Source organism: Pseudomonas sp. NC02, assembly GCF_002874965.1.
In the GTDB taxonomy this organism is placed as follows: Bacteria; Pseudomonadota; Gammaproteobacteria; order Pseudomonadales; family Pseudomonadaceae; genus Aquipseudomonas.
Map to the genome: position 1 here is coordinate 4,851,544 of NZ_CP025624.1, position 21,439 is coordinate 4,872,982.

18 protein-coding genes and 1 pseudogene are annotated in these 21,439 nt (G+C 62.0%); 14 read left to right on the top strand and 5 right to left on the bottom strand.

Going from position 1 to position 21,439, the window contains the following annotated elements; all coding sequences use genetic code 11:
• Nucleotides 1-2 precede the first annotated feature (2 nt).
• Together C0058_RS22525 and C0058_RS22530 are read right to left on the bottom strand one after the other, a co-directional pair.
• Nucleotides 3-791 (bottom strand): ABC transporter substrate-binding protein, encoded by a 789-nt coding sequence (locus C0058_RS22525; RefSeq protein WP_102369610.1) that lies wholly within the window; start codon nucleotides 789-791, stop codon nucleotides 3-5.
• A gap of 99 nt (nucleotides 792-890) precedes the next feature.
• A complete protein-coding gene (locus tag C0058_RS22530) occupies nucleotides 891-1,514 on the bottom strand; it encodes a TetR/AcrR family transcriptional regulator (protein WP_087695088.1) in 624 nt (207 codons plus the stop codon).
• A gap of 154 nt (nucleotides 1,515-1,668) precedes the next feature.
• On the opposite strand from C0058_RS22530, the gene C0058_RS22535 reads away from it, so the two are divergent.
• The 8 genes from C0058_RS22535 (at nucleotide 1,669) to C0058_RS22580 (ending at nucleotide 11,673) form a co-directional block, all read left to right on the top strand.
• A complete protein-coding gene (locus C0058_RS22535; RefSeq protein ID WP_102369611.1) occupies nucleotides 1,669-3,447 on the top strand; it encodes an acyclic terpene utilization AtuA family protein in 1,779 nt (592 codons plus the stop codon).
• Between the two features lie 12 nt (nucleotides 3,448-3,459).
• On the top strand, nucleotides 3,460-4,332 hold the full coding sequence (locus C0058_RS22540; protein ID WP_102369612.1) for an SDR family oxidoreductase: 873 nt from the start codon (nucleotides 3,460-3,462) through the stop codon (nucleotides 4,330-4,332).
• Between the two features lie 3 nt (nucleotides 4,333-4,335).
• Nucleotides 4,336-5,952: a geranyl-CoA carboxylase subunit beta gene (gene atuC / locus C0058_RS22545; protein ID WP_008431693.1), complete on the top strand. Its 1,617-nt coding sequence runs from the start codon at nucleotides 4,336-4,338 to the stop codon at nucleotides 5,950-5,952.
• A gap of 71 nt (nucleotides 5,953-6,023) precedes the next feature.
• Nucleotides 6,024-7,181: a citronellyl-CoA dehydrogenase gene (atuD, locus tag C0058_RS22550; RefSeq protein ID WP_003209038.1), complete on the top strand. Its 1,158-nt coding sequence runs from the start codon at nucleotides 6,024-6,026 to the stop codon at nucleotides 7,179-7,181.
• Nucleotides 7,178-7,951 carry an enoyl-CoA hydratase/isomerase family protein gene (locus C0058_RS22555; RefSeq protein ID WP_008431696.1) on the top strand — a complete coding sequence of 258 codons (774 nt, stop codon included), beginning with the start codon at nucleotides 7,178-7,180 and terminating at the stop codon, nucleotides 7,949-7,951. Before atuD ends, C0058_RS22555 begins: the two co-directional genes overlap by 4 nt.
• Nucleotides 7,952-8,792: 841 nt before the next feature.
• Nucleotides 8,793-10,727, top strand: a complete 1,935-nt coding sequence (locus tag C0058_RS22570; protein ID WP_102369613.1) for an acetyl/propionyl/methylcrotonyl-CoA carboxylase subunit alpha — start codon at nucleotides 8,793-8,795, stop codon at nucleotides 10,725-10,727.
• 71 nt (nucleotides 10,728-10,798) lie between these two features.
• On the top strand, nucleotides 10,799-11,341 hold the full coding sequence (locus tag C0058_RS22575) for an exonuclease domain-containing protein (protein ID WP_003219774.1): 543 nt from the start codon (nucleotides 10,799-10,801) through the stop codon (nucleotides 11,339-11,341).
• A gap of 47 nt (nucleotides 11,342-11,388) precedes the next feature.
• Nucleotides 11,389-11,673 carry a pyrimidine/purine nucleoside phosphorylase gene (locus C0058_RS22580; protein WP_003183665.1) on the top strand — a complete coding sequence of 95 codons (285 nt, stop codon included), beginning with the start codon at nucleotides 11,389-11,391 and terminating at the stop codon, nucleotides 11,671-11,673.
• 64 nt (nucleotides 11,674-11,737) lie between these two features.
• On the opposite strand, the gene C0058_RS22585 is transcribed toward C0058_RS22580, so the two are convergent.
• Together C0058_RS22585 and C0058_RS22590 are read right to left on the bottom strand one after the other, a co-directional pair.
• Nucleotides 11,738-12,544, bottom strand: a complete 807-nt coding sequence (locus C0058_RS22585; RefSeq protein ID WP_003219772.1) for an MOSC domain-containing protein — start codon at nucleotides 12,542-12,544, stop codon at nucleotides 11,738-11,740.
• 39 nt (nucleotides 12,545-12,583) lie between these two features.
• On the bottom strand, nucleotides 12,584-13,519 hold the full coding sequence (locus C0058_RS22590; protein ID WP_003219769.1) for a chemotaxis protein CheV: 936 nt from the start codon (nucleotides 13,517-13,519) through the stop codon (nucleotides 12,584-12,586).
• A 550-nt stretch (nucleotides 13,520-14,069) separates the two neighbouring features.
• On the opposite strand from C0058_RS22590, the gene C0058_RS22595 reads away from it, so the two are divergent.
• The 3 genes from C0058_RS22595 (at nucleotide 14,070) to C0058_RS22605 (ending at nucleotide 16,382) form a co-directional block, all read left to right on the top strand.
• Nucleotides 14,070-14,513 carry a hypothetical protein gene (locus tag C0058_RS22595; protein WP_003219767.1) on the top strand — a complete coding sequence of 148 codons (444 nt, stop codon included), beginning with the start codon at nucleotides 14,070-14,072 and terminating at the stop codon, nucleotides 14,511-14,513.
• A gap of 319 nt (nucleotides 14,514-14,832) precedes the next feature.
• Nucleotides 14,833-15,726 carry a sensor histidine kinase gene (locus C0058_RS22600; protein WP_003219766.1) on the top strand — a complete coding sequence of 298 codons (894 nt, stop codon included), beginning with the start codon at nucleotides 14,833-14,835 and terminating at the stop codon, nucleotides 15,724-15,726.
• Complete coding sequence (locus C0058_RS22605; RefSeq protein WP_003219763.1) at nucleotides 15,723-16,382, top strand: response regulator transcription factor; 660 nt, start codon at nucleotides 15,723-15,725, stop codon at nucleotides 16,380-16,382. Before C0058_RS22600 ends, C0058_RS22605 begins: the two co-directional genes overlap by 4 nt.
• On the opposite strand, the pseudogene yegS reads toward C0058_RS22605, so the two are convergent.
• Nucleotides 16,344-17,268, bottom strand: a pseudogene (yegS, locus tag C0058_RS22610) (lipid kinase YegS); the annotation flags it as partial. The gene C0058_RS22605 and the pseudogene yegS overlap by 39 nt on opposite strands.
• 176 nt (nucleotides 17,269-17,444) lie before the next feature.
• On the opposite strand from yegS, the gene C0058_RS32835 reads away from it, so the two are divergent.
• The 3 genes from C0058_RS32835 (at nucleotide 17,445) to C0058_RS22620 (ending at nucleotide 21,251) form a co-directional block, all read left to right on the top strand.
• Nucleotides 17,445-17,621 carry a hypothetical protein gene (locus tag C0058_RS32835; RefSeq protein ID WP_003219760.1) on the top strand — a complete coding sequence of 59 codons (177 nt, stop codon included), beginning with the start codon at nucleotides 17,445-17,447 and terminating at the stop codon, nucleotides 17,619-17,621.
• A 72-nt stretch (nucleotides 17,622-17,693) separates the two neighbouring features.
• The gene (locus C0058_RS22615; protein WP_003219758.1) at nucleotides 17,694-19,853 is read left to right on the top strand and encodes a mechanosensitive ion channel family protein; all 2,160 of its coding nucleotides are present in this window, start codon (nucleotides 17,694-17,696) and stop codon (nucleotides 19,851-19,853) included.
• Between the two features lie 51 nt (nucleotides 19,854-19,904).
• A complete protein-coding gene (locus C0058_RS22620; RefSeq protein ID WP_102369614.1) occupies nucleotides 19,905-21,251 on the top strand; it encodes an amidohydrolase in 1,347 nt (448 codons plus the stop codon).
• Nucleotides 21,252-21,439 lie beyond the last annotated feature (188 nt).

Here is a 21,439-nt window from a genome sequence, read left to right on the forward strand (position 1 = left end):
GATCACGGTACCGGCATTACATCGATGCGGTAAGGCTCGAAGATCTTCAGCAACTGGCCGTTGTCCCTCAGCTGCTTGAGCAGCCCGGCGAACGCCGGCCCCGAGATCGGCGCCTTGGGCCGCAGCAACGCATAGTGGTGGTACACCTGGTCGATCCGCTCGGACACCAGGAACTGCGCCGCCGTATCGGCATTGCGCACCAGGAAATCACTGAGGTAGGAACGTGTCACCAGGGCAATGTCGGCCCGGCCCCGGGCGACCATCAGCAGGTTGCTGTCGTGGGAATAGGTCAAGGTGGCGTTGAAGTGCTCCGCCATGTACTTGGGGTCGGGGTTGAAGTTGGCGAACGCGTAGTGATAACCGCTGAACACCGCCAGGCGCTTGCCGGTCAGGTCAGCGAAATACGACTGGTCGCGACCGGGCTCCTGCTGGGCCACGAAGATTTCCGCATCCTCCAGGCCCATGTCGACATCGGTGTGGGCAATATCCTGCCAGCCCCACTTGGGGTTTTCGAAGATCGCCATGTCCACCCGACCTTGCTGGAAGTCGCGAAAACGCCGGGGAATCGAGGTGGGTACCAGCACAAACTGGTAGTCGGTTTGCAGGGCGTTCAAGGCTTCCACCAGTTGCGGCAGCAACCCGGTGTCGGCACCCTGCTCCGGGCGCACGGTGTATGGCGGGAAATGCGCAGCACCGACCCTCACCAGTTGGGCGGCCGAGGCAGGCATCAGCCACAGTGCGCCAAGTGCCCATATTGAGAGTCCTGCAGCCAATCGCCAAGGCGAAAACATCAAGGCACACACCGTCGAAAACTTTGATCCCGCTAAGCTAGGCGTTTTTGTCTATCGAGACAACTTTCTGCCACACAATTAATAGCTTGCGCGAAAGGGCTAGTCAGCTTTCAACACCATCAGCAAGGCTTCGTCGGCCAGTTGCTCGAGGGTCATGCTGCCCTGGGCGCGAAACCAGGTGGTGGTCCAGGACAAGGCGCCCGTCAGGAAACGCCGCGTGATAAACACATCGCCCTTGATGTAACCGGCGTTTTTCGCCTCCCCCAGCACCTGCAACCAGATCTCTTCGTAGATATCGCGCAAGGCCAGCACCTGGGCCTGGCCCTCGGCCGACAGGGAACGCCATTCATACACCAGCACCGCCATGGCCTCGCCACTGCCGCCCATGATCGACTGCAATTCGCAACGAATCAGCGCCAGCACCCGCTCGCGCACGTTGCTCGCCTCGGCCAGGGAAGCGCGCATCAGGGCGGTGTTGTAGTGGATGGTTTCCTCCATCACCGCCCGCAGGATTTCGTCCTTGCTCTTGAAGTGATGAAAGATGCTGCCGGACTGGATCCCGACCGCGCCGGCCAGGTCACGCACGGTGGTGCGCTCAAAACCCTTGTTGCGAAACAGGTGGGCCGCGGTTTGCAGCAGCTTGCCACGGGCACTGTCGGGGTCGGTCAATTGGCCGGCGTCGACCATGGTGCGCATCACCCGCAGGGCTTTTTGCTCATCCATGCTGCTCTCCTTAACTTCTGGTTACGTCTTGGGCGGCAATTTAGGCCGTGGCAGCCAACCAAGCAAGCGCTTGGGGCAAAGTTATGACCAGAGTTTACAAACCAAGCGCTTGCTTGGTAGTGTGGGTGCCAGCAAACCAGAGGAAGGACGCCCCATGAACAAGACGGTACGCATCGGCTGCGCCAGCGCCTTCTGGGGCGACACTTGCACCGCCGCTGCGCAGTTGGTGCACGGCGGCACGCTGGATTACCTGGTGTTCGACTACCTGGCGGAAGTCACCCTGTCGATCCTCGCCGGAGCGCGAATGAAAGATCCCCAGGCCGGCTATGCCACGGATTTCGTCGAGGTGCTGACGCCGCTGCTGGCGGATATCCAGCGCCAGGGCATCCGCGTGATCAGCAACGCCGGCGGGATCAACCCCCAGGCCTGCGCCGCCGCGCTGCAGGCGGCCTGCGACCAGGCCCGAATCCCGTTGAAGATCGCCGTACTGCTGGGGGATGACCTGCAACCGCAGTTCAAGCAACTGCACGGCGTCACCGACATGTTCAGCGGCGCGCCCTTGCCGCCGATGTGCGTATCCACCAACGCCTACCTCGGCGCGCCCGGTATCGTGCAGGCGCTGGAGCTGGGTGCCGATATCGTGATAACCGGCCGTGTGGTGGACAGCGCGGTGGTCAGCGCGGCGCTGGTGCATGAGTTCGACTGGTCCTGGCAGGACTACGACCGCCTGGCCCAGGCGGCATTGGCCGGGCATATCATCGAATGCGGCGCGCAGTGCACCGGCGGCAACTTCACCGATTGGCGGGAGGTGCCGGACTACGAACACATCGGTTTCCCGATTGTGGAGGTCAGTGCCGACGGCCAGTTCACCGTCAGCAAGGTCGAGGGCACCGGCGGACTGATCAGCGAACTGAGCGTCGCCGAGCAACTGCTGTATGAAATCGGCGACCCGCGCGCCTACCTGTTGCCCGACGTGATCTGCGACTTCAGCCAGGTCAAGCTCCGGCAACAAGGCAAAAACCGCGTGCACCTGCACGGCGCCAAAGGCCTGCCGCCCACCGATCAATACAAGGTCAGCGCCACCTACCCGGATGGTTTTCGCTGCACCGCCAGTTGCCTGATCGCCGGGATCGACGCGGTGGCCAAGGCCGAACGGGTCAGCCAGGCGATCATCAACAAGACCTCAGAGCTGTTCAGCCAGCGCGGCTGGGCGCCCTACACCGACATCAACATCGAACTGCTGGGCAGCGAAGCCACCTACGGCCCCCATGCCCAACGCCAGGACTGCCGCGAAGTGGTGGTGAAACTGGCGGTGCGTCACCCCAGCAAACAGGCGCTGGTGCTGTTCGCCCGGGAGATTGCCCAGGCGGCCACCGGCATGGCGCCGGGGCTCACCGGAATCGTCGGCGGGCGACCCACGGTGTACCCGCTGATTCGGTTGTTTTCATTCCTGATCGATAAAAGCGCCTGCCAATTGCAGGTCGACTTCCTTGGCGAACGGCATGCCTGCGAATTGCCCGTCGCCAAACCGCTGAACACCTCGATCGCATTGATCGATCCGCCCAAACCCCAAGGCCGCGCCGACGCCAACGTGCCGCTGGTCAAGCTGGCCGTGGCCCGCTCCGGCGACAAGGGCAACCACAGCAACATCGGGGTGATCGCCCGCGAGCCCGACTACCTGCCGTGGATCGCCGAGGCACTGACGCCCGAAGTGATCGTCGACTGGATGAGCCACGTGCTCGACCCGATCCACGGCCGCGTCGAGCGCTGGTATTTGCCCGGCAGCCACAGCCTGAACTTCCTGCTGGAAAACGCCCTGGGTGGCGGCGGGATTGCCAGCCTGCGCATCGATCCCCAAGGCAAGGCCTTCGCCCAACAGTTGCTGGAAATCCCGATTGCCGTGCCGCAGCACATTGCCGATCAATTCACTTAAAGGACCCACGCCGTGGCCTTCGACTCGATCTTCAAAGCCGACCTGTTCCAGGGGCAGACCATCATCGTTACCGGCGGCGGCAGTGGCATTGGCCGTTGCACCGCCCACGAGCTGGCAGCCCTCGGCGCCCATGTGATCCTGGTGGGGCGCAAGCCGGAAAAACTGCAAACGGTGGCGGCGGAGGTCAGTGAGGACGGCGGTCGCGCCAGCTGGCAGGCCTGCGATATTCGTGATGAAGAAGCGGTCAAGGCGCTGGTCGGCCAGGTCCTGCAGGAGCACGGCCCGATTCATGGCCTGGTGAACAACGCCGGCGGCCAGTACCCCTCGCCGCTCGCGTCGATCAACCAGAAGGGCTTTGAAACCGTGTTGCGCACCAACCTGGTGGGCGGTTTCCTGATGGCCCGGGAAGTGTTCAACCAGAGCATGAGCAAGCACGGCGGATCCATCGTCAACATGCTCGCCGACATGTGGGGCGGCATGCCCGGCATGGGCCACTCCGGTGCGGCACGTTCGGGCATGGACAACTTCACCAAGACCGCCGCCTTTGAATGGGGTTACGCGGGGGTGCGGGTCAACGCCGTGGCGCCGGGCTGGATTGCCTCCAGCGGCATGGACACCTACGAAGGCGCATTCAAGGCGGTGATCCCGACCTTGCGCGAGCATGTTCCGCTCAAGCGCATCGGCACCGAATCGGAAGTCAGCGCGGCGATTGTGTTCTTGCTCAGCCCCGCCGCCGCGTTCGTCAGCGGCAGCACCTTGCGCATCGACGGCGCCGCCAGCCTGGGCAGCCGCGCCTGGCCGCTGCACAAGGCGCAACCGCCGAGCGTGTCCTTTAATGGTTTCCACCGGGCTTACTTGCCGGACGTGCTCAAGGAGGAGAAATAAGCCATGCCGGTGATCGACTCGCAACTCGACGCCCACAGCCCGCAATTCGCGCAGAACCGCGAAGCGATGCTCACGGGCGTCAATCAATTGCGCCAGCTGGAGCAAAACCTGCTGGGCAAGGCCGCCGAAGCCAAGGCCAGGTTCGACAAGCGCGGGCAACTGCTGCCACGGGAACGCCTGAATTTATTGCTCGACCCCGGCGCGCCGTTCCTCGAACTGGCGAGCCTGGCCGGCTACAAACTGCACGATGACAAAGACGGCAGCGCCGCTGGGGGCGGGTTGATCGCCGGCATCGGCTACGTCAGCGGCGTGCGCATGCTGGTGGTGGCCAACAACAGCGCGATCAAGGGCGGGACCATTTCCCCCTCGGGCCTGAAAAAATCCCTGCGCCTGCAACAGATCGCCATGGAAAACAAACTGCCGGTGGTGACGCTGGCAGAAAGCGGCGGCGCCAACCTCAACTACGCCGCCGAGATTTTCGTCGAAGGCGCCCGCAGCTTCGCCAACCAGGCGCGGATGTCGGCCATGGGCCTGCCGCAGATCACCGTGGTGCATGGCTCGGCCACGGCGGGCGGCGCTTATCAGCCGGGTCTTTCGGATTACGTGGTGGTGGTGCGTGGCAAGGCCAAGCTGTTCCTGGCCGGCCCGCCGCTGCTCAAGGCCGCCACCGGCGAAGTCGCCACCGATGAAGAACTGGGCGGCGCCGAGATGCATGCGCAAACCGCCGGCACCGCTGAATACCTGGCGGAAAACGACGCTGACGGCGTGCGCATCGTGCGTGAGATTGTCAGCCTGTTGCCGTGGGATGACCGCTTGCCGCCTGTGCCAAAGCGCGCTTACAGCGAGCCGCTGTACCCGATTGACGAGCTGTTGGGGCTGATCCCCGACGATCCGAAAAAGCCCTACGACGTGCGCGAAATCCTCGCGCGGTTGGCGGACGCTTCCAACTTCCTCGAATTCAAGGGCGAGTTCGACCCGCACACCGTCTGCGGCCACCTGCATATCCAGGGCCGCGCCTGTGGCTTTATCGGCAACAACGGGCCAATCACCCCGAAGGGTGCGAGCAAGGCCGCACAATTTATCCAGCTGTGCGACCAGAGCCAGACACCGCTGCTGTTTTTCCACAACACCACCGGCTTCATGGTGGGCACCGAGTCGGAACAGCAAGGCGTGATCAAGCACGGCGCGAAGATGATCCAGGCGGTGGCCAATGCGCGGGTGCCGAAACTGACCATCGTCGTCGGCGGCTCCTACGGTGCCGGCAACTATGCAATGTGCGGCCGCGGCCTCGACCCACGTTTCATCTTCGCCTGGCCCAACAGTCGCACCGCCGTGATGGGCGGCGCACAGGCGGGCAAGGTGCTGCGGATCGTCACCGAAGCCAAGCAACTGAAAGACGGCCTGGTGCCCGACCCCAAGGTGCTCGACATGCTCGAACAGGTCACCGCACAGAAACTCGACAGCCAGTCCACCGCCCTCTACGGCAGCGCAAACCTGTGGGACGACGGGCTGATTGATCCACGTGATACACGAACCTTGCTCGGGTTTCTGCTGGACATCTGCCACGAGGCCGAGGTGCGGCAACTACAGCCCAACAGCTTTGGTGCAGCGCGGTTTTGATGATCGTTCCCACGCCCCGCGTGGGAATGCAGCCCGGGACGCCCCGCGTCCCCATAGGGAGAACAATAAAAATGATCTTCACCCAGGAACACGAAGCACTGCGTCGCACCGTCCGTGGCTTTGTCGAGCGCGAGATCAACCCGCATGTGGATGAGTGGGAAAAGGCCGGACGCTTTCCGATCCACGAGATCTTCCGCAAGGCCGGCGACCTCGGTTTGCTGGGTATTTCCAAGCCGGAAAAATTCGGTGGCATGGGCCTCGACTACAGCTACTCGATCGTCGCCGCCGAAGAGTTCGGCAGCATTCGCTGCGGCGGCATCCCGATGTCCATCGGCGTGCAGACCGACATGTGCACCCCGGCCCTCGCCCGCTTCGGCTCCGATGAATTGCGCGAAGAATTCCTGCGCCCGGCCATCAGCGGCGAACAGGTGGGCTGCATCGGCGTCTCGGAAACCGGCGCCGGCTCCGACGTGGCCGGGCTGAAAACCCATGCCCGCAAGGACGGCACTGACTACGTGATCAACGGCAGCAAGATGTGGATCACCAACTCACCGAGCGCCGACTTCATCTGCCTGCTGGCCAACACCTCGGACGACAAGCCGCACATCAACAAGTCGCTGATCATGGTGCCGATGAACACCCCCGGCATCAGCGTCAGCCCGCCCCTGGAAAAGCTCGGCATGCACAGCTCGGAAACCGCCCAGGTGTTTTTCGACGACGTGCGCATCCCCCAGCGCAACCGCATCGGCCATGAAGGTGCGGGGTTCATGATGCAGATGCTGCAGTTCCAGGAAGAGCGGCTGTTCGGCGCGGCCAATATGGTCAAGGGCCTGGAGTACTGCATCGACAGCACCATCGATTACTGCAAGGAACGCAAGACCTTCGGCAAGGCGCTGATCGACAACCAGGTGATCCACTTCCGCCTGGCCGAACTGTCCACCGAAATCGAATGCCTGCGGGCGCTGGTGTACCAGGCCACCGAGCAGTACATCAAGGGCCAGGACGTGACGCGCCTGGCCTCCATGGCCAAGCTCAAGGCCGGCCGCCTGGGCCGGGAAGTCAGCGACAGTTGCCTGCAATATTGGGGCGGCATGGGGTTCATGTGGGACAACCCGGTGGCCCGGGCTTATCGCGATGTGCGGCTGGTGTCGATTGGTGGTGGGGCGGACGAGATCATGCTGGGGATCATCTGCAAATTGATGGGCACCCTGCCGGGGAAGAAGTCGTGAACACGTTGTTGCTGGAACCGCATAACGGGGTGCTGCATGTGACCCTCAATCGGCCGGACAGCCGCAATGCCATGAGCCTGGAAATGGTCAACGAACTGCGTGCGGTACTGGCCGATGTGGCTGGGGACAAGAGCGTGCGGGCGTTGGTTATCAGCGGCGCGGGTGGGCATTTTTCGGCCGGTGGCGATGTGAAGGACATGGCTCGCGCGGGAGCCGCGGGCGGCTTGCAGGCGTTGAACCGGGCGTTCGGTACGCTGTTGCAGGAAGTGGAGGCGCTGCCGCAGGTGGTGATTGTGGTGCTTGAGGGTGCCGTGCTGGGCGGCGGGTTTGGGTTGGTGTGTGTCAGTGATGTAGCGATTGCGGATCATCAGGCGCAGTTTGGGTTGCCGGAGACCGGCCTTGGGTTGTTGCCGGCGCAGATTGCCCCGTTCGTGGTGAAGCGTATCGGGCTGACCCAGGCGCGGCGGCTGGCTTTGACGGCGGCGCGGTTTGATGGGGTTGAGGCGCTGCGGTTGGGGTTGGTGCATTTTGTGGAGCACGATCCGCAGGCGTTGGCGGAGCGGCTGGATGAGGTGTTGGGGCAGGTTTTGCGGTGTGCTCCGGGGGCTAATGCGCGGACCAAGGCGTTGCTGCTGGCCAGTGGTGAGCAGGTTTTGGGGCCGTTGTTGGACCAGGCTGCCGAGTGGTTTGCCGAGGCGGTTTGTGGTGAGGAAGGGGTTGAGGGGACTCAGGCGTTTGTGCAGAAGCGCAGGCCGGGGTGGGCGCGATGAATCGGGGGCATATCCGTTATTTTTGTAATGGCGACTATGGGTTCCGCTCTTACAGCGGGTCACTTTTGAAAAGCGCAAAAGTAACCAAAACGCTCTTGCCCCACCACTCGGCACCTCGCCTAGGCTCGGTGTGCCCTCACTCCGGCTTTGGAGCGTGGGCCGCCGTCATGGGCCATCCTTGGCCCAGGACGGCTAACCCGGCGTCCTGCCGGGTTACCCACGCTCCAAAGCCTGCGTTCGGCCAGCGTGGTTTAACGGGGCGCCCAAGATCAAGATCAAAAGCCAGAGCACAGCGGCCTACCGGCCGGCTTGAGTGTTGAAGAGCAAAATCAAAAGCTGAAGCGGGCACGGTCAAATGTGGGAGCTGGCTTGCCTGCGATGGCATCGCCTCGGTGTATCTGAAAAACCGAGTTGTCTGCATCGCAGGCAAGCCAGCTCCCACAGAAAAGCAGAGCTGCATCAGCTTCAGATTTGGCTTTCGCTCTGGATCTTGCCTTTGCTTTTAACACTCAAGCCGGCCGGGAGGCCGCTGTGCTCTTGATCTGCTTTTGATCTTGATCTGACTGCCCCATTCAGCCCGAGGCCGAACGCAGGTATTGCGGAGCGGGTAAACCGGCAGGACGCCGGTTTAGCCGCGCCGGGCCATGGATGGCCCGTCGCGGCGGCCCGCGGAGCAATGCCGGAGTGAGGGAACGCCGAGCCACAGCGAGGCGCCGACAGGCGGGGCAGAGCGTTTTGGTTACTTTTGCGCTTTTCAAAAGTGACCCGCTGTAAGAGCGGAACCATAAGCAGCCGTTACCGAAGAAACGGATATGTACCCGACAAGCCAAGGACCACCACCATGCCGATGTTCAACAAAATCCTCATAGCCAACCGTGGCGAAATCGCCTGCCGCATCCAGCGCACCGCCCAATCCCTGGGCTACCGCACCGTAGCGATCTACAGCGAAGCCGACACCGACGCCCTGCACGTCCAGATGGCCGACGAAGCCATCAACATCGGCCCCGCCCCGGTCACCCAGTCCTACCTGAACATCGAAGCCATCCTCAACGCAGCCCACCGCACCGGCGCCGACGCCATCCACCCCGGCTACGGCTTCCTCTCCGAAAACCCCGACTTCGCCCGAGCCTGCGCAAACGCCGGCCACACCTTCATCGGCCCCAGCCCCGAAGCCATCGACCTGATGGGCAGCAAACGCCTCTCAAAAATCGCCATGCTCAACGCCGGCGTCCCCTGCATCAAGGGCTACCAAGGCCCCGACCAGGACGACCCAACCCTGCAACAACAAGCCACCCACATCGGCTACCCACTGATGATCAAGGCCAGCGCCGGCGGCGGCGGCCGCGGCATGCGCCTGGTACACAACCCCGACACCCTGCTGGAACACCTGCGCACCGCCCGCTCCGAAGCACAAAACGCCTTCGGCAGCGCGGAACTCATCCTCGAACAAGCCCTGATCGCCCCCCGCCACGTCGAAATCCAACTGTTCGGCGACACCCACGGCAACCTGATCTACCTCGGCGAACGCGACTGCTCGGTCCAGCGCCGCCATCAAAAAGTCATCGAAGAAGCCCCCTGCCCCGTCATGACCCCCGAGCTGCGCCAAGCCATGGGCGAAGCCGCCCTCAAGGCCGCGCGCGCCGTCAATTACGTCGGCGCCGGCACGGTGGAGTTCCTGCTCGACCGCGACGGCAATTTCTACTTCCTGGAAATGAACACCCGCCTGCAGGTCGAACACCCGGTCACCGAACTGATCACCGGCCTCGACCTCGTCGCCTGGCAACTGCACATCGCCGCCGGCCAACCTTTGCCCCTGAGTCAGGAACAAGTGACCCTCACCGGCCACGCCATGGAAGTGCGCCTGTACGCCGAAGACCCGGCCCAGGGCTTCCTCCCGCAAACCGGCGACGTACTGCGCTGGGACCCGGCGCCAGGTGTGCGCATCGATCATGGCGTACTGGAAGGCCAGCGCATCACCCCGTTCTACGACTCGATGCTGGGCAAGATCATCGCCCACGGCGCCACCCGCGAAGAGGCCCGGCGCAAGCTGGTCAGGGCCGTGGAAGACTGCGTGCTGCTCGGCGTGCCCACCAACCAGCGCCTGCTGGCCAGCCTGCTCAAGCATCCACACTTCATCGCCGGCGATTTCAGCACCGGCTTTATTGCCGAACACTTCAGCGACATCCCGCGTACCCACGCGACCAACGAAGAGCTGGCCCTGGCCGCCGCGCTGTTTTACCAACACAGCGCCAGCGCTCACACCCAGCCATTATCCGGCTGGCGCAACAACGCCAGCGTGCCCTGGACCTGGCAATTGGCCGAACACGACGAGCCCCGGGCCATCAGCCTCAGTGTGCTGGCGGACAATTGCCTGCACGTCGAGATTGATCAGCACGCCATCGAAATACGCGACCTCTCCACCGACGGACGCTGGGCCACCGCCGTTCTCAACGGCATTCGCCGTCGCATTGCCTACCACCTGCAAGGCACCCGGCTCTGGTTGCCCGGCGTGTGCATCAATGATCGAACCCAAACCGTCGCCACCCGCCAGGCCGAGGCCGGCAACGGCACGGTCAAGGCGCCGATGGACGGGGCAATTGTCGAAGTACGGGTCAGCGAAGGCGATTCGGTCAGCAAGGGCCAGCTGTTGCTGGTGCTGGAAGCGATGAAAATGGAGCACCCACTCAAGGCCGGCATGAGTGGCGTGGTCAAGCGAATCCAGGCGGTTGCAGGCGATCAGGTCAGGAACCGTCAGATTTTGCTGGAGATCGAGTAAGCCCTGGGCGGAACTAGCAGGCTTGGCTACGCTCTATCCCCATCAGGACGGGAAGAGTACGGGAACCTGCGATGCCTCATTGGCTGATTATTGATCTTGAAGCCACAACGGATGAAGGCGGCTGGCCCGTGACCGAGATGGAAATCATCGAAATCGGTGTGAGCCTGGTCAACCGCCAGGGCCGTGAACTGGACCATTTCCAGCGTTTCGTGCGGCCATTGCGCAGGCCGCTGCTGACGCCGTTCTGCCGCCAGTTGACCCACATCACCCAGGCGAATATCGACGCTGCCGCGCCGTTGATCGAGGTGTGGCCGCTGTTCGAACGCTGGCTTGGCCAGCACCAGGCACGCCTGGAAGGCTGGGCGAGCTGGGGTGACTACGATCGCCAGCAACTGGAACTGGAGTGGCAGCGCCATGGCTTGAGCAGCGTGCTGGGCCAGACACCCCACGTGAACCTCAAGCAACGCTTCGCCAAGGCCCGGCGCCTGGACAAGCCGCTGGGGCTCAACGGCGCGCTGCAACTGGCCGGCATGCAGTTCCACGGCCAACAGCATCGGGCGCTGGAAGATGCACGCAATACCGCACGGCTGCTGCCGTTGATTTTGCCCGTGTAGAAGGCATACTGGCCGACCTTTCTTGACCCTTTTCCGAGGATTCGCCCATGTTTAAAGTCAACGAGTACTTCGACGGCACCGTCAAGTCGATCGCTTTCGGCACTGCAGAAGGTCCGGCGACCATCGGCGTCATGGCCCCGGGTGAATACGAGTTCGGCACTGCCCAGCGTGAAATCATGCACGTGGTATCGGGCGCACTGACCGTCAAGCTGCCAGACAGCACCGACTGGGAAACCTTCGCCGCCGGCAGCCAGTTCAACGTGCCAGCCAACAGCAAGTTCCAGCTGAAGGTGGCGGTCGACACCGCCTACCTGTGCGAATACCGCGGCTAAACGTTCGATAGCCGAAAAAAATGCCCGTCTCGCGAGAGACGGGCATTTTTCATTTCAGGGCTGCTTACTCCAGGATCGTCACCGGCATGCCGACTTCCAGGCGGCCCACCCCATCGTTGACCAGGTTCTGCCCGAACATCACATCGCCCTCTTGCTCGCGGTAGGTCTTGAGCGTGGCCAGCGGTTCGCGGTCGGCACTGCGCTCGCCACTCGCCGGGTCGATGGTGGTGAGGATGCAGCGTGAGCAGGACTTGACCACGCGAAACTCCACGTCACCGATCCGTATCCGCTTCCAGCCGTCTTCGGCAAAGGCTTCGCTGCCCTCGATCACCAGGTTGGGGCGAAAACGCAGCATCTCCATGGGCCGACCGATACGCTGGGACAGGTCATCCAGGGACGCCTGGCCGATCAGCAGCAACGGAAAGCCATCGGCAAACGCGACCTTGTCATCATCCTTGCCGTAGCCGGCCTCGGTCGTGCGCGCACGGGACAGCGGCACTTGCACCAGTCGCGTGGGTTTGCCGATGAATTCGCTGAGCCAGGCGCCCGCCTCGTCACCGGCATCCGGCACGCGCAAGGTGTCGCGCCAGATGGTCACGCCGCGCAACTCGGCATCGCTGCCGGGCAGTGGCACGTCAAGGGCAGGTTGGCCTTCGGCGCTCAAGGTCAGGCCACCGGCGCTGTTCCACAGCGCCGAGAGCTGGCTCATCCTGGCCACGGCGCGCTGGGTCAGGAAACGCCCGCTGGCCTCGTCCACCAACATCCAGCGTCGATCCCCGTCGAGCCCGAGTGTGTCCAGGCCGATCTGCTGCAAGGATTCACCCTTGCCGGACTTCAAGGGGTATCGGTACAACGCGCTGAGACGAAGCATGGGCCTGCATTCCTGAGGGACAAAGCCGTCACCCTAAGCTCAAGCCGGGACTTCGTCCAGCATCAGGCGCTGACGCACCACGTCCACCAACTTGTCGGGCTGGAACTTGGAGAGGAAGTTGTCGCAACCGACCTTCTTCACCATCGAGTCGTTGAAGCTGCCGGACAACGACGTATGCAGCACCACGTACAGGCCGCGCAGGCGCGGGTCGTTGCGAATCTCGGTGGTCAGGCGGTAGCCGTCCATCTCGGGCATTTCGGCGTCGGTGAAGATCATCAACAGCTTGTCGGTCATCACCTGGCCACTGTCGGCCCAGGCCTTGAGCATGTTCAATGCCTTGAGGCCGTCGCTGGCAATGTGCATCTTCACCCCCAACTGTCCGAGGGTGTCACGCAGTTGCGAGAGGGCGACGTTGGAGTCATCCACCAGCAGCACTTCGCGGCCGCGGGCGCGTTCCAGCACCGGGTCTTCAAGTTTCTCGCGGGAAACCTTGGCGTTGTAGGGCACGATTTCGGCGAGGACTTTTTCCACGTCGATGATTTCCACCAACTGGTCATCGACCTTGCTGATGGCCGTCAGGTAATGCTGGCGCCCGGCACTTGCCGGCGGCGGCAGGATCGCCTCCCAGTTCATGTTGACGATGCGGTCGACGCCGCCCACCAGGAACGCCTGCACCGAGCGGTTGTACTCGGTGACGATAATGGTGCTGTTGGGGCCCGGAATCAGCGGACGCATGCCAATCGCCTGGGACAGGTCGATCACCGGCAACGTCTGCCCACGCAGGTTGACCACGCCGCAGACAAATGGGTGGCGCTGGGGCATCAGGGTCAACTTGGGCAGTTGCAGCACTTCCTGCACCTTGAACACGTTGATCGCGAACAGCTGCCGCCCGGCCAGGCGAAACATGAGGATCTCCAGGCGATTCTCACCCACCAATTGTGTGCGTTGATCTACCGTGTCGAGAATGCCGGCCATTAAAGACTCCTGGGGTTTAGCGGATGGATAGTGCTGGTCACTGAAGCAGGTTATCGGCGGCAAACGCCGGACCTTGACCCCCCACTAAAATGCCATGCAAATCCATTGATGTCACACTGACATCATGCTTTACTGAACCCGCTTCAACGCAAGGCCCATCACCACCGCCGCGTGACCGCAAAGTCTGCGCGAGGTTCCGCTATGTAAGGGATTCCCCTATCCACAATCAGGACCAACCTGATATTCGCGATATCTAATAGCCATTAATGTGACGCCATTCTCATTGCATGAATGGAGTCAGGCTTTTGTTTGCTATCGCAAGCCCACGGCCAACGGATCATCCAGTGGCTTATGTACTGGCACCCAAAGAAGTTGTGCGAATGTCCCTGGAAATTGTGGGGTACTCGGACGACGGCCGTCATTCAAATAAATTTCCTACTGAAAAGTCGGAACGGGCCTACAGATATTCGTCATATTTCAGCGGTAGTTTTACGCCATTCAACCGGTGCAACATCTCATCATCCGATCGTATGTTCTGGAGACTTGTGTGATGAACGACGGCAAAGAGTGGCAACTTGCACTTCCCGAGTTCCTCCTCGAAGCGGAAATGTTGCTGGCCAAGTCTGAAGAATGCTTGAGCCACCTGCATTTGATCCGCAACGACAGTGACGCGATCGACTGCATGAAAACCAACCTGATCAAGCTCGCGGAAAAATCCGAAGCCCTGGCCCTGAGGGCGATCAGCGAGTTCTCACGGCATATCCAGTACCTGATCAGCAACGCCGCCAGCCCCCTGCAACTGCATGACGAAGCACTTGATGCACTGCACAACTGCCTCACCCTGCTAGCCTGGCAACTGGAGTTGATCGATACAAAAACCGGCAAGCTCGGCCTGGATGAAACGGAACAAACCGTGTTGATCGCCACCGTTGTCCAACACATCCCCCAAAGCGATTTCGGCTATAAGCAACAACACAGGCCTTACGCTATTTGAGGCTTCTTCGCATTTAAGCGACAAAAATGTCGCATTCAATTGCCTGATTATCTAAAAACGACACCACAACTATTTATGCATCACGACGTCGTTAGCAGAAAAATATCAATAAGCCACTAACGACAATACTGATACAAAACAACTTCAATGATACAACTTCCCCACTCGTTGAACTCCGGGACTACCTTCCGGGACGCTGCCGTGATTAATACGCCTCATCCCGCTCGGCGCCAGGCGACCAACGGTAATAGTGGTGGTACCATGCCCCGCTCGAAGTGACTCAACTTCATGATGCATATAAACGTGAAATGCGCCTCCTATGTACGCCAGCCTGAAGTCACTCATCGCAAGGTCCGTGTCCCGAAGCAATGCACGCTGGATAACCCTCGCGCTATGCCTGTGCGCGTGCCTGCTCAGCCTGTGGGCTTATGCACACTCGGCCGATCTTCCCCTGGCGCTGTTGTCAGTGAACCTGGCCACCCTGCTGGTGGTGGGCTTGCAACAGTGGCGCTCACGCAAGTCCATCAAGTTCCAGCCCCAGGAGTTGGCCGACCGTCTGTTGCAGGTCCAGGAAAACGAACGTCATCGCCTCAGCCGCGAACTGCACGACGATATCGGCCAACTGTTGACCGCCGCCAAGCTGCAAAGTGAATGGCTCAAGCGCCGTCTTCCGGAAAACCTGCAGGGCCACTGTGCGGTGCTGTGCAACACCCTCAACGAAACCCTGGCCAAGGTGCAGGACGTGTCGGCCATCCTCAACCCCCGGCAACTGGCGAGCCTGGGCCTTGAGGCGAGCCTGCGGGCGCATCTGCTCAAGACCCTGGAAAACACCCGGGTAAGCTGGAGCCTGGAATGCCATCAACGGCTGACCGGCATCCCGGAAGAGATGGCTGTTGCCGCCTTTCGCATTACCCAGGAAGCCGTCACCAACATGCTGCGCCATGCCCAGGCACGTAACCTGCTGGTACGCCTGCAACGCCTGCCCGAAGGCCTGTCACTGTTTATCAGCGATGACGGCCAGGGCTTTTCGCCCGCCATCAACCCCGCCCAGGAAGGCCAGCGGGGCATGGCCGGGATGTCCGAGCGGATTGATCAACTGGGAGGCACATTGTCGGTCAATAGCCAGCCAGGCTCCGGGACGAGGATCGAAGCGCTTTTCCCCTGGGCGCCCCGCGCCCTCGAACGGGCCAACCCCCATAAGGTTCTAGAGTGACGTGCAACTTACTCCTGGTGGATGACCACTCCCTGATCAGGGCCGGCGTGCGTGCGCTGGTCATGGATATTCCCGGCTACGCGGTGATCGGTGAAGCGAGCGACGGCGCGCAGTTGCTGGAGCGGTTTGACGCGCTGCAACCCGACATCGTGCTGCTTGACCTGTCGATGAAGCACACCGGCGGGCTCGATGCATTGAAAGACCTCAAGCGCGCCTACCCGAAGAGCAAGGTGCTGATCCTGTCGATGCACACCGACCCGGAGCTGATCATGTGTGCGCTGGAGTCCGGCGCCCATGGCTACCTGCTCAAGGACACCACTGCCAATGAGCTGGAGCACGCGCTGCTGGCGTTGCGCAACAACGAACGCTACCTCAGCCCGGCAATCGCCCATACGGTGATCAACCAGGCGCTGATCCGCAATCAGGCCCAGGTCAACCCGCCGCCCCACAGCCACAACCTGACGGCACGCCAGTTGGAAATCCTGCGCTTGATCGTGCGCGGCAAGTCCACCCGTGAAATCGCCAATGGCCTGGGTCTGAGCATCAAGACCGTGGAAGCCCACCGCTCGCAGATCATGAAGCGCCTGCAGATTTTCGACGTGGCGGGCCTGGTGCTGTTCGCAGTGCGCGAACAGATCATCAGCCTTGACGATTAGTCAGCAACGGTGAGTCCTCCGGCAGATGCACCCGCAGTGCCTGGGGCAAGGCCGAGAAGTGCAAGTCGTCACCCTGGAGTGGTTCGCCGTCGAGGTTGATCGCCAGCCCTTCGGCGACCTTGATTTCGACCCACGGCAAGCGCGCCCGCACAAACATATTGTCCAGCCCCCAGCCGTCCGTCATCAGGTTGCGCAGGGTGCCGACCACTTCCTGCGGCGCCGGCAAGATGCTGATATCCAACAAACCATCATCGGCCAGGGCGCCGGGGCACAGCACGTGGCCACCACCGGCCTGGCGCCCGTTGCCGATGCCCAGGGCCAGCAGCTCGCCGCGCCAGTGAAAGTCAGGGCCCTGCAATTCACCGTAGGCCGCGCGCAACTCGCTGAAGCGTGACAGGCCGGTGAACAGATAGGCCGCGCCACCGAGGACTTTCTTCAAGTCTTCGGAGGTGTTGGCGGTGACCTGGCTGCCAAAACCACCAGTGGCCATATTCAGGAAGATCTGCCCGCCTACTTCGCCCAGGTCGATGGCACGGGCCGGTACATCCAGCAGGTCCAGGGCCTGCTCGGGCTCCAGCGGCACACCGGCGGCGCGGGCAAAATCGTTGGCGGTACCGAGGGGCATCAGCACCAGGCTGGCCTCGGTCTTGGCCCGGGCCATGGCCTCGGCCACATCCCGCAGGGTGCCGTCACCGCCGCCGGCAATCAGCCGCGTGTAGCCATCGGCAAGGGCCTGATCGACAAACCGCTGGGCATCGCCACCCTCCCACGTCACCCGTACGGCCAGGTCCCAGCCCTGCTCGCGCTTGCCCTGCACCGCCGCCCGCACCTGCTCGTTGAGGGCTTGCTTGCCGTGCAGAATCAACAGTGCCTTGGGTGTGCTCATGGATGAATGCTCCTGGGTTTAAGGTTCCTGAGGGATGTTGACCGTGGCCAATCGAAAAAAAGCCATCGGATGTAGAAATTAACCGGGTTTTGTAGCGTTTCTGACACGGATCAACTCGCACTTGGCGAAATCGACCTAGACTTATACCTATTCCCACCCGACAAGGCCGTCGCACCATGATCACCATGTCCGCCTTCCACTCCATGCTTATCCCCATCCTGACCGGCATGATCCTCCTGGCCATCGGCTTCAACTTCCGCGACAAACCCATCGGTGTGTTCGGCATGTGGATCGGCATGCTGCTGATCCTCGGCACCGTGGTTTACAAGATCCTCGCCAAACTCGCCGAATGACAATCTCACTCGCATTGCACATGACGGCCTCGTACACTCGGTCAATTCGTCGTTTTTAAGGTTGACCGCCTCGTGCTTGCCCGTCTGTTTGCCCTGCCCTGTTGCCTGCTTTTCTGCCTGCTGACCCTGCTGCCCATGGCGCCTGCCCACGCCGTGAGCCTGCCAGGGCTGCTGGGCAGCAACACCAAAACCCAGCCGCAAGCCGACGTCCCGTTGGGCCAGTCCCTGGACGAGGTGATCAAGACCCTGGAAAACGACCAGCAGCGCACCAAGCTGCTGAGCGACCTGAAAAAGCTTCGTGAGACCACGCAAAAGGCCCAGCCCGCCGCCGAACTGGGTGTGCTCGGTTTGATCGGCGGTACGCTGTCGAGCCTGGAGCAACAATTCTCCGGTGCCGACAGCCCGCTCAATCGCTGGTCCAACGAGTTTGACCAGGCCAAGGATGAACTCACCGCACTGATGCTGCCGGCCAGCGAATGGCTGCCGATCATCTTTGCCTTTGCCATGATCCTGATGCTCTGGAGCCTGCTGGCCGCGATCCTGATCTGGCTCAGCCACCGGGTGCGCGAGCGCTTCGGCCTGACCGAAGAACTGCCGCAACACCCCAAGACCTGGGACCTGCTGCGCTTTGCCCTGCGCAAGCTCGGCCCGTGGCTGATCGCGTTGGTGATCACCGTCTACATGAGTTACGCACTGCCCTCGTCCCTCGGCAAATCCCTGGCGATGGTGCTGGCCTATGCGCTGGTGGTGGGCACCTGCTTCTCGGCGATCTGCGTGGTCGCCTTTTCCGTACTCGACGGCCCGCACCGTCACCGCGCGTTGTACATCCTGCGCCACCAGGCCTTCCGGCCGTTATGGCTGATCGGCAGCTTTGCCGCCTTTGGCGAAGCCGTCAGCGACCCGCGCCTGGCCGAGAGCCTGGGCCAGCACCTGTCCCATGTCGCCGCGACCATCGCCAATGTCATGGCCGCGCTGTCCACCGGTGTGTTCATCCTGCGATTCCGCCGGCCGATTGCGCACCTGATCCGCAACCAGCCGCTGTCCCGCCGCCTGACCCGCCGCGCCCTGAGTGACACTATCGAAATCGTCGGTACCTTCTGGTACCTGCCGGCGTTGCTGCTGGTGGGCATCTCGCTGTTCGCCACCTTCGTCTCCGCCGGCGACACCAGCACCGCCCTGCGCCAGTCGTTGTTGTGCACGGTATTGCTGGTGCTGTGCATGGTGATCAACGGCCTGGTGCGCCGCCATTCACTCAAGCCGCAGCGTGGGCACAAGCGCCATGCGCTGTACTCCGAGCGCCTGAAAAGCTTCGTCTACACCCTCGCCCACCTGGTGGTGTGGCTGGTGTTTATCGAACTCGGCCTGCGGGTCTGGGGCCTGTCGCTGATCCGCTTTACCGAAGGCGACGGGCATGAAATCAGCGTCAAGCTGTTCGGCCTTGCCGGCACATTGCTGTTTGCCTGGCTGATCTGGATCCTCAGCGACACCGCGATCCACCACGCCCTCACCCGCTCGCGCAAAGGCCTGGCCAACGCGCGTGCGCAAACGATGATGCCGTTGATTCGCAACGTGCTGTTCGTGACCATCTTCATCATTGCCGCCATCGTCGCCCTGGCGAACATGGGCATGAACGTCACGCCGCTGCTGGCGGGTGCCGGTGTGATCGGCCTGGCCATCGGTTTTGGTGCACAGTCGCTGGTGGCGGATTTGATCACCGGCCTGTTCATCATTATCGAAGACTCCCTGGCAATTGATGACTACGTGGATGTCGGCGGCCACCTGGGGACGGTCGAAGGCTTGACCATCCGTACCGTGCGCCTGCGGGACATCGACGGCATCGTGCATACGATCCCGTTCAGTGAAATCAAAAGCATCAAGAACTACTCCCGGGAGTTCGGCTACGCGATCTTCCGGGTGGCGATTCCCTACAACATGGAAATCGACGACGCCATCAAGCTGATGCGCGACGTCGGGCAGAAGATGCGCAACGACCCGTTGCAGCGGCGCAATATCTGGTCGCCGCTGGAGATTCAGGGTGTAGAAAGTTTCGAGTCCGGCAGTGCGATTCTTCGCGCCCGCTTCAAGACCGCGCCGATCAAGCAGTGGGAGGTTTCGCGGGCGTTCAACCTGTCGCTCAAGCGTCACCTCGACGAAGCCGGGCTGGACCTGGCCACCCCACGCTTGAGCGTGCAAGTGGTGACAGCGGCGGGAGGCGTGCAAGAGAAAGAATAAGCGCTGCCCGGACGACGTCAGGATCAACAACAATAATCATGGAGAGTCCTTATGCGTTTGACCGGTCTTACACACCAATGGGTATTCGGCCTGCTGTGCGGTGTCGCCAGCAGCGCGGTCATCGCCGCCAGCAGCGGCCAGGACAGTGCCCGCGAAACCATCGCCGCCCAGGCCAAAGTACTGGAACCGGCCTTGCTGGAAACCCGGCGCGACATCCACGCCCATCCTGAACTGGGCAATACCGAACATCGCACCGCGGAGCTGGTGGCCAAGCAACTGCGGGAGATGGGGCTGGAGGTCAAGACTGGCGTGGCGCGCACGGGCGTTGTCGCCATCCTCAAGGGCGCCCTGCCCGGCCCGACCGTGGCCTTGCGCGCCGACATGGATGCGCTGCCGGTCAAGGAAGTCTCCGGCCTGCCCTTCGCCTCGAAGGCCAAGGGTGTGTACCTCGATAAAGAAGTCGACGTGATGCACGCCTGCGGCCACGACGCCCACACCGCCATCCTGCTGAGCACGGCGAAAATCCTTACAGGTATGCGCGATCGTCTGCCTGGGACCGTGGTGTTTTATTTCCAGCCGGCTGAAGAAGGCCCGAGCGACTTTATCCCCGACGGTAAAAACACTTGGGGCGCGAAGATGATGGTGCAGGAAGGGCTGATGAAATCGCCCAAGCCGGATGCCGTTTTTGGGCTGCATGTGTGGGCCGGGGTGCCTGCGGGGCAGATTGCGTATCGGCCGGGGCCGACGCTGGCGAGCTCGGATGACCTGCGGATCAAGATCCTGGGCAAGCAGACCCATGCGGGGCGGCCGTGGGATGGGATCGATCCGATTACCGTGGGGGCGCAGGCCATTGTGGGGCTGCAGACGGTGGTCAGTCGGCGTACCGACATTTCTTCGTTTCCGGCGGTGGTGAGTATTGGCACCATCAACGGAGGGACGCGGTACAACATCATTCCCGAGTCGGTGGACATGAGTGGGACCATTCGCTCCTACGACTATGGCATTCGCCAGAAGCTGCATGCGGATGTGCGGCAGACCGTAGAGAAGATTGCCGAGAGTGGTGGGGCGAAGGCTGAGGTGACGATCATTGAGAAGTACGACCCGACCATCAACAACCCGGCGCTGACCGAGAAGATGCTGCCGAGTTTGCGTTGGGCGGCGAATGGCGACGTAGTGAATGCCCCGTTGGTGGGTGGGGCTGAGGACTTCTCGTTTTATGCCAAGGAAGCGCCAGGGTTGTTTGTGTTTCTGGGGGTGACGCCGAGGGATCAGGACATGAGCAAGGCGGCACCGAATCATAATCCGGGGTTCTTTGTGGATGAGTCGGCGTTGGTGGTTGGGGTACGGACGCTGGCATCGTTGGCGACGGATTATTTGTATGCCAATGCGGCGGATTGAGGGTATATCCGTTATTCAGGTAACGGCCGCCTAGGGTTCCGCTCTTGCCCCACCACTCTGCACCTCGCTCGGGCTTAAGTGTGGTGAAGCAACAGCAAACCCAAAGGCGGACACGATCCAAATGTGGGAGCGGGCTTGCTCGCGAAGGGCGTTAACGATGACGTGGGTATCCTGACTCAACGCGGCGC

What these genes read in the sequence shown, in the direction of transcription:
- C0058_RS22590 (WP_003219769.1), bottom strand. Translation starts at nt 13,519, where the DNA reads ATGGCCGGCATTCTCGACACGGTAGATCAACGCACACAATTGGTGGGT.
- C0058_RS22580 (WP_003183665.1), top strand. Translation starts at nt 11,389, where the DNA reads ATGTTTAAAGTCAACGAGTACTTCGACGGCACCGTCAAGTCGATCGCT.
- atuC (WP_008431693.1), top strand. Translation starts at nt 4,336, where the DNA reads ATGCCGGTGATCGACTCGCAACTCGACGCCCACAGCCCGCAATTCGCG.
- C0058_RS22570 (WP_102369613.1), top strand. Translation starts at nt 8,793, where the DNA reads ATGCCGATGTTCAACAAAATCCTCATAGCCAACCGTGGCGAAATCGCC.
- C0058_RS22525 (WP_102369610.1), bottom strand. Translation starts at nt 791, where the DNA reads ATGTTTTCGCCTTGGCGATTGGCTGCAGGACTCTCAATATGGGCACTT.
- atuD (WP_003209038.1), top strand. Translation starts at nt 6,024, where the DNA reads ATGATCTTCACCCAGGAACACGAAGCACTGCGTCGCACCGTCCGTGGC.
- C0058_RS32835 (WP_003219760.1), top strand. Translation starts at nt 17,445, where the DNA reads ATGATCACCATGTCCGCCTTCCACTCCATGCTTATCCCCATCCTGACC.
- C0058_RS22595 (WP_003219767.1), top strand. Translation starts at nt 14,070, where the DNA reads ATGAACGACGGCAAAGAGTGGCAACTTGCACTTCCCGAGTTCCTCCTC.
- C0058_RS22535 (WP_102369611.1), top strand. Translation starts at nt 1,669, where the DNA reads ATGAACAAGACGGTACGCATCGGCTGCGCCAGCGCCTTCTGGGGCGAC.
- C0058_RS22575 (WP_003219774.1), top strand. Translation starts at nt 10,799, where the DNA reads ATGCCTCATTGGCTGATTATTGATCTTGAAGCCACAACGGATGAAGGC.
- C0058_RS22530 (WP_087695088.1), bottom strand. Translation starts at nt 1,514, where the DNA reads ATGGATGAGCAAAAAGCCCTGCGGGTGATGCGCACCATGGTCGACGCC.
- C0058_RS22620 (WP_102369614.1), top strand. Translation starts at nt 19,905, where the DNA reads ATGCGTTTGACCGGTCTTACACACCAATGGGTATTCGGCCTGCTGTGC.
- C0058_RS22600 (WP_003219766.1), top strand. Translation starts at nt 14,833, where the DNA reads ATGTACGCCAGCCTGAAGTCACTCATCGCAAGGTCCGTGTCCCGAAGC.
- C0058_RS22585 (WP_003219772.1), bottom strand. Translation starts at nt 12,544, where the DNA reads ATGCTTCGTCTCAGCGCGTTGTACCGATACCCCTTGAAGTCCGGCAAG.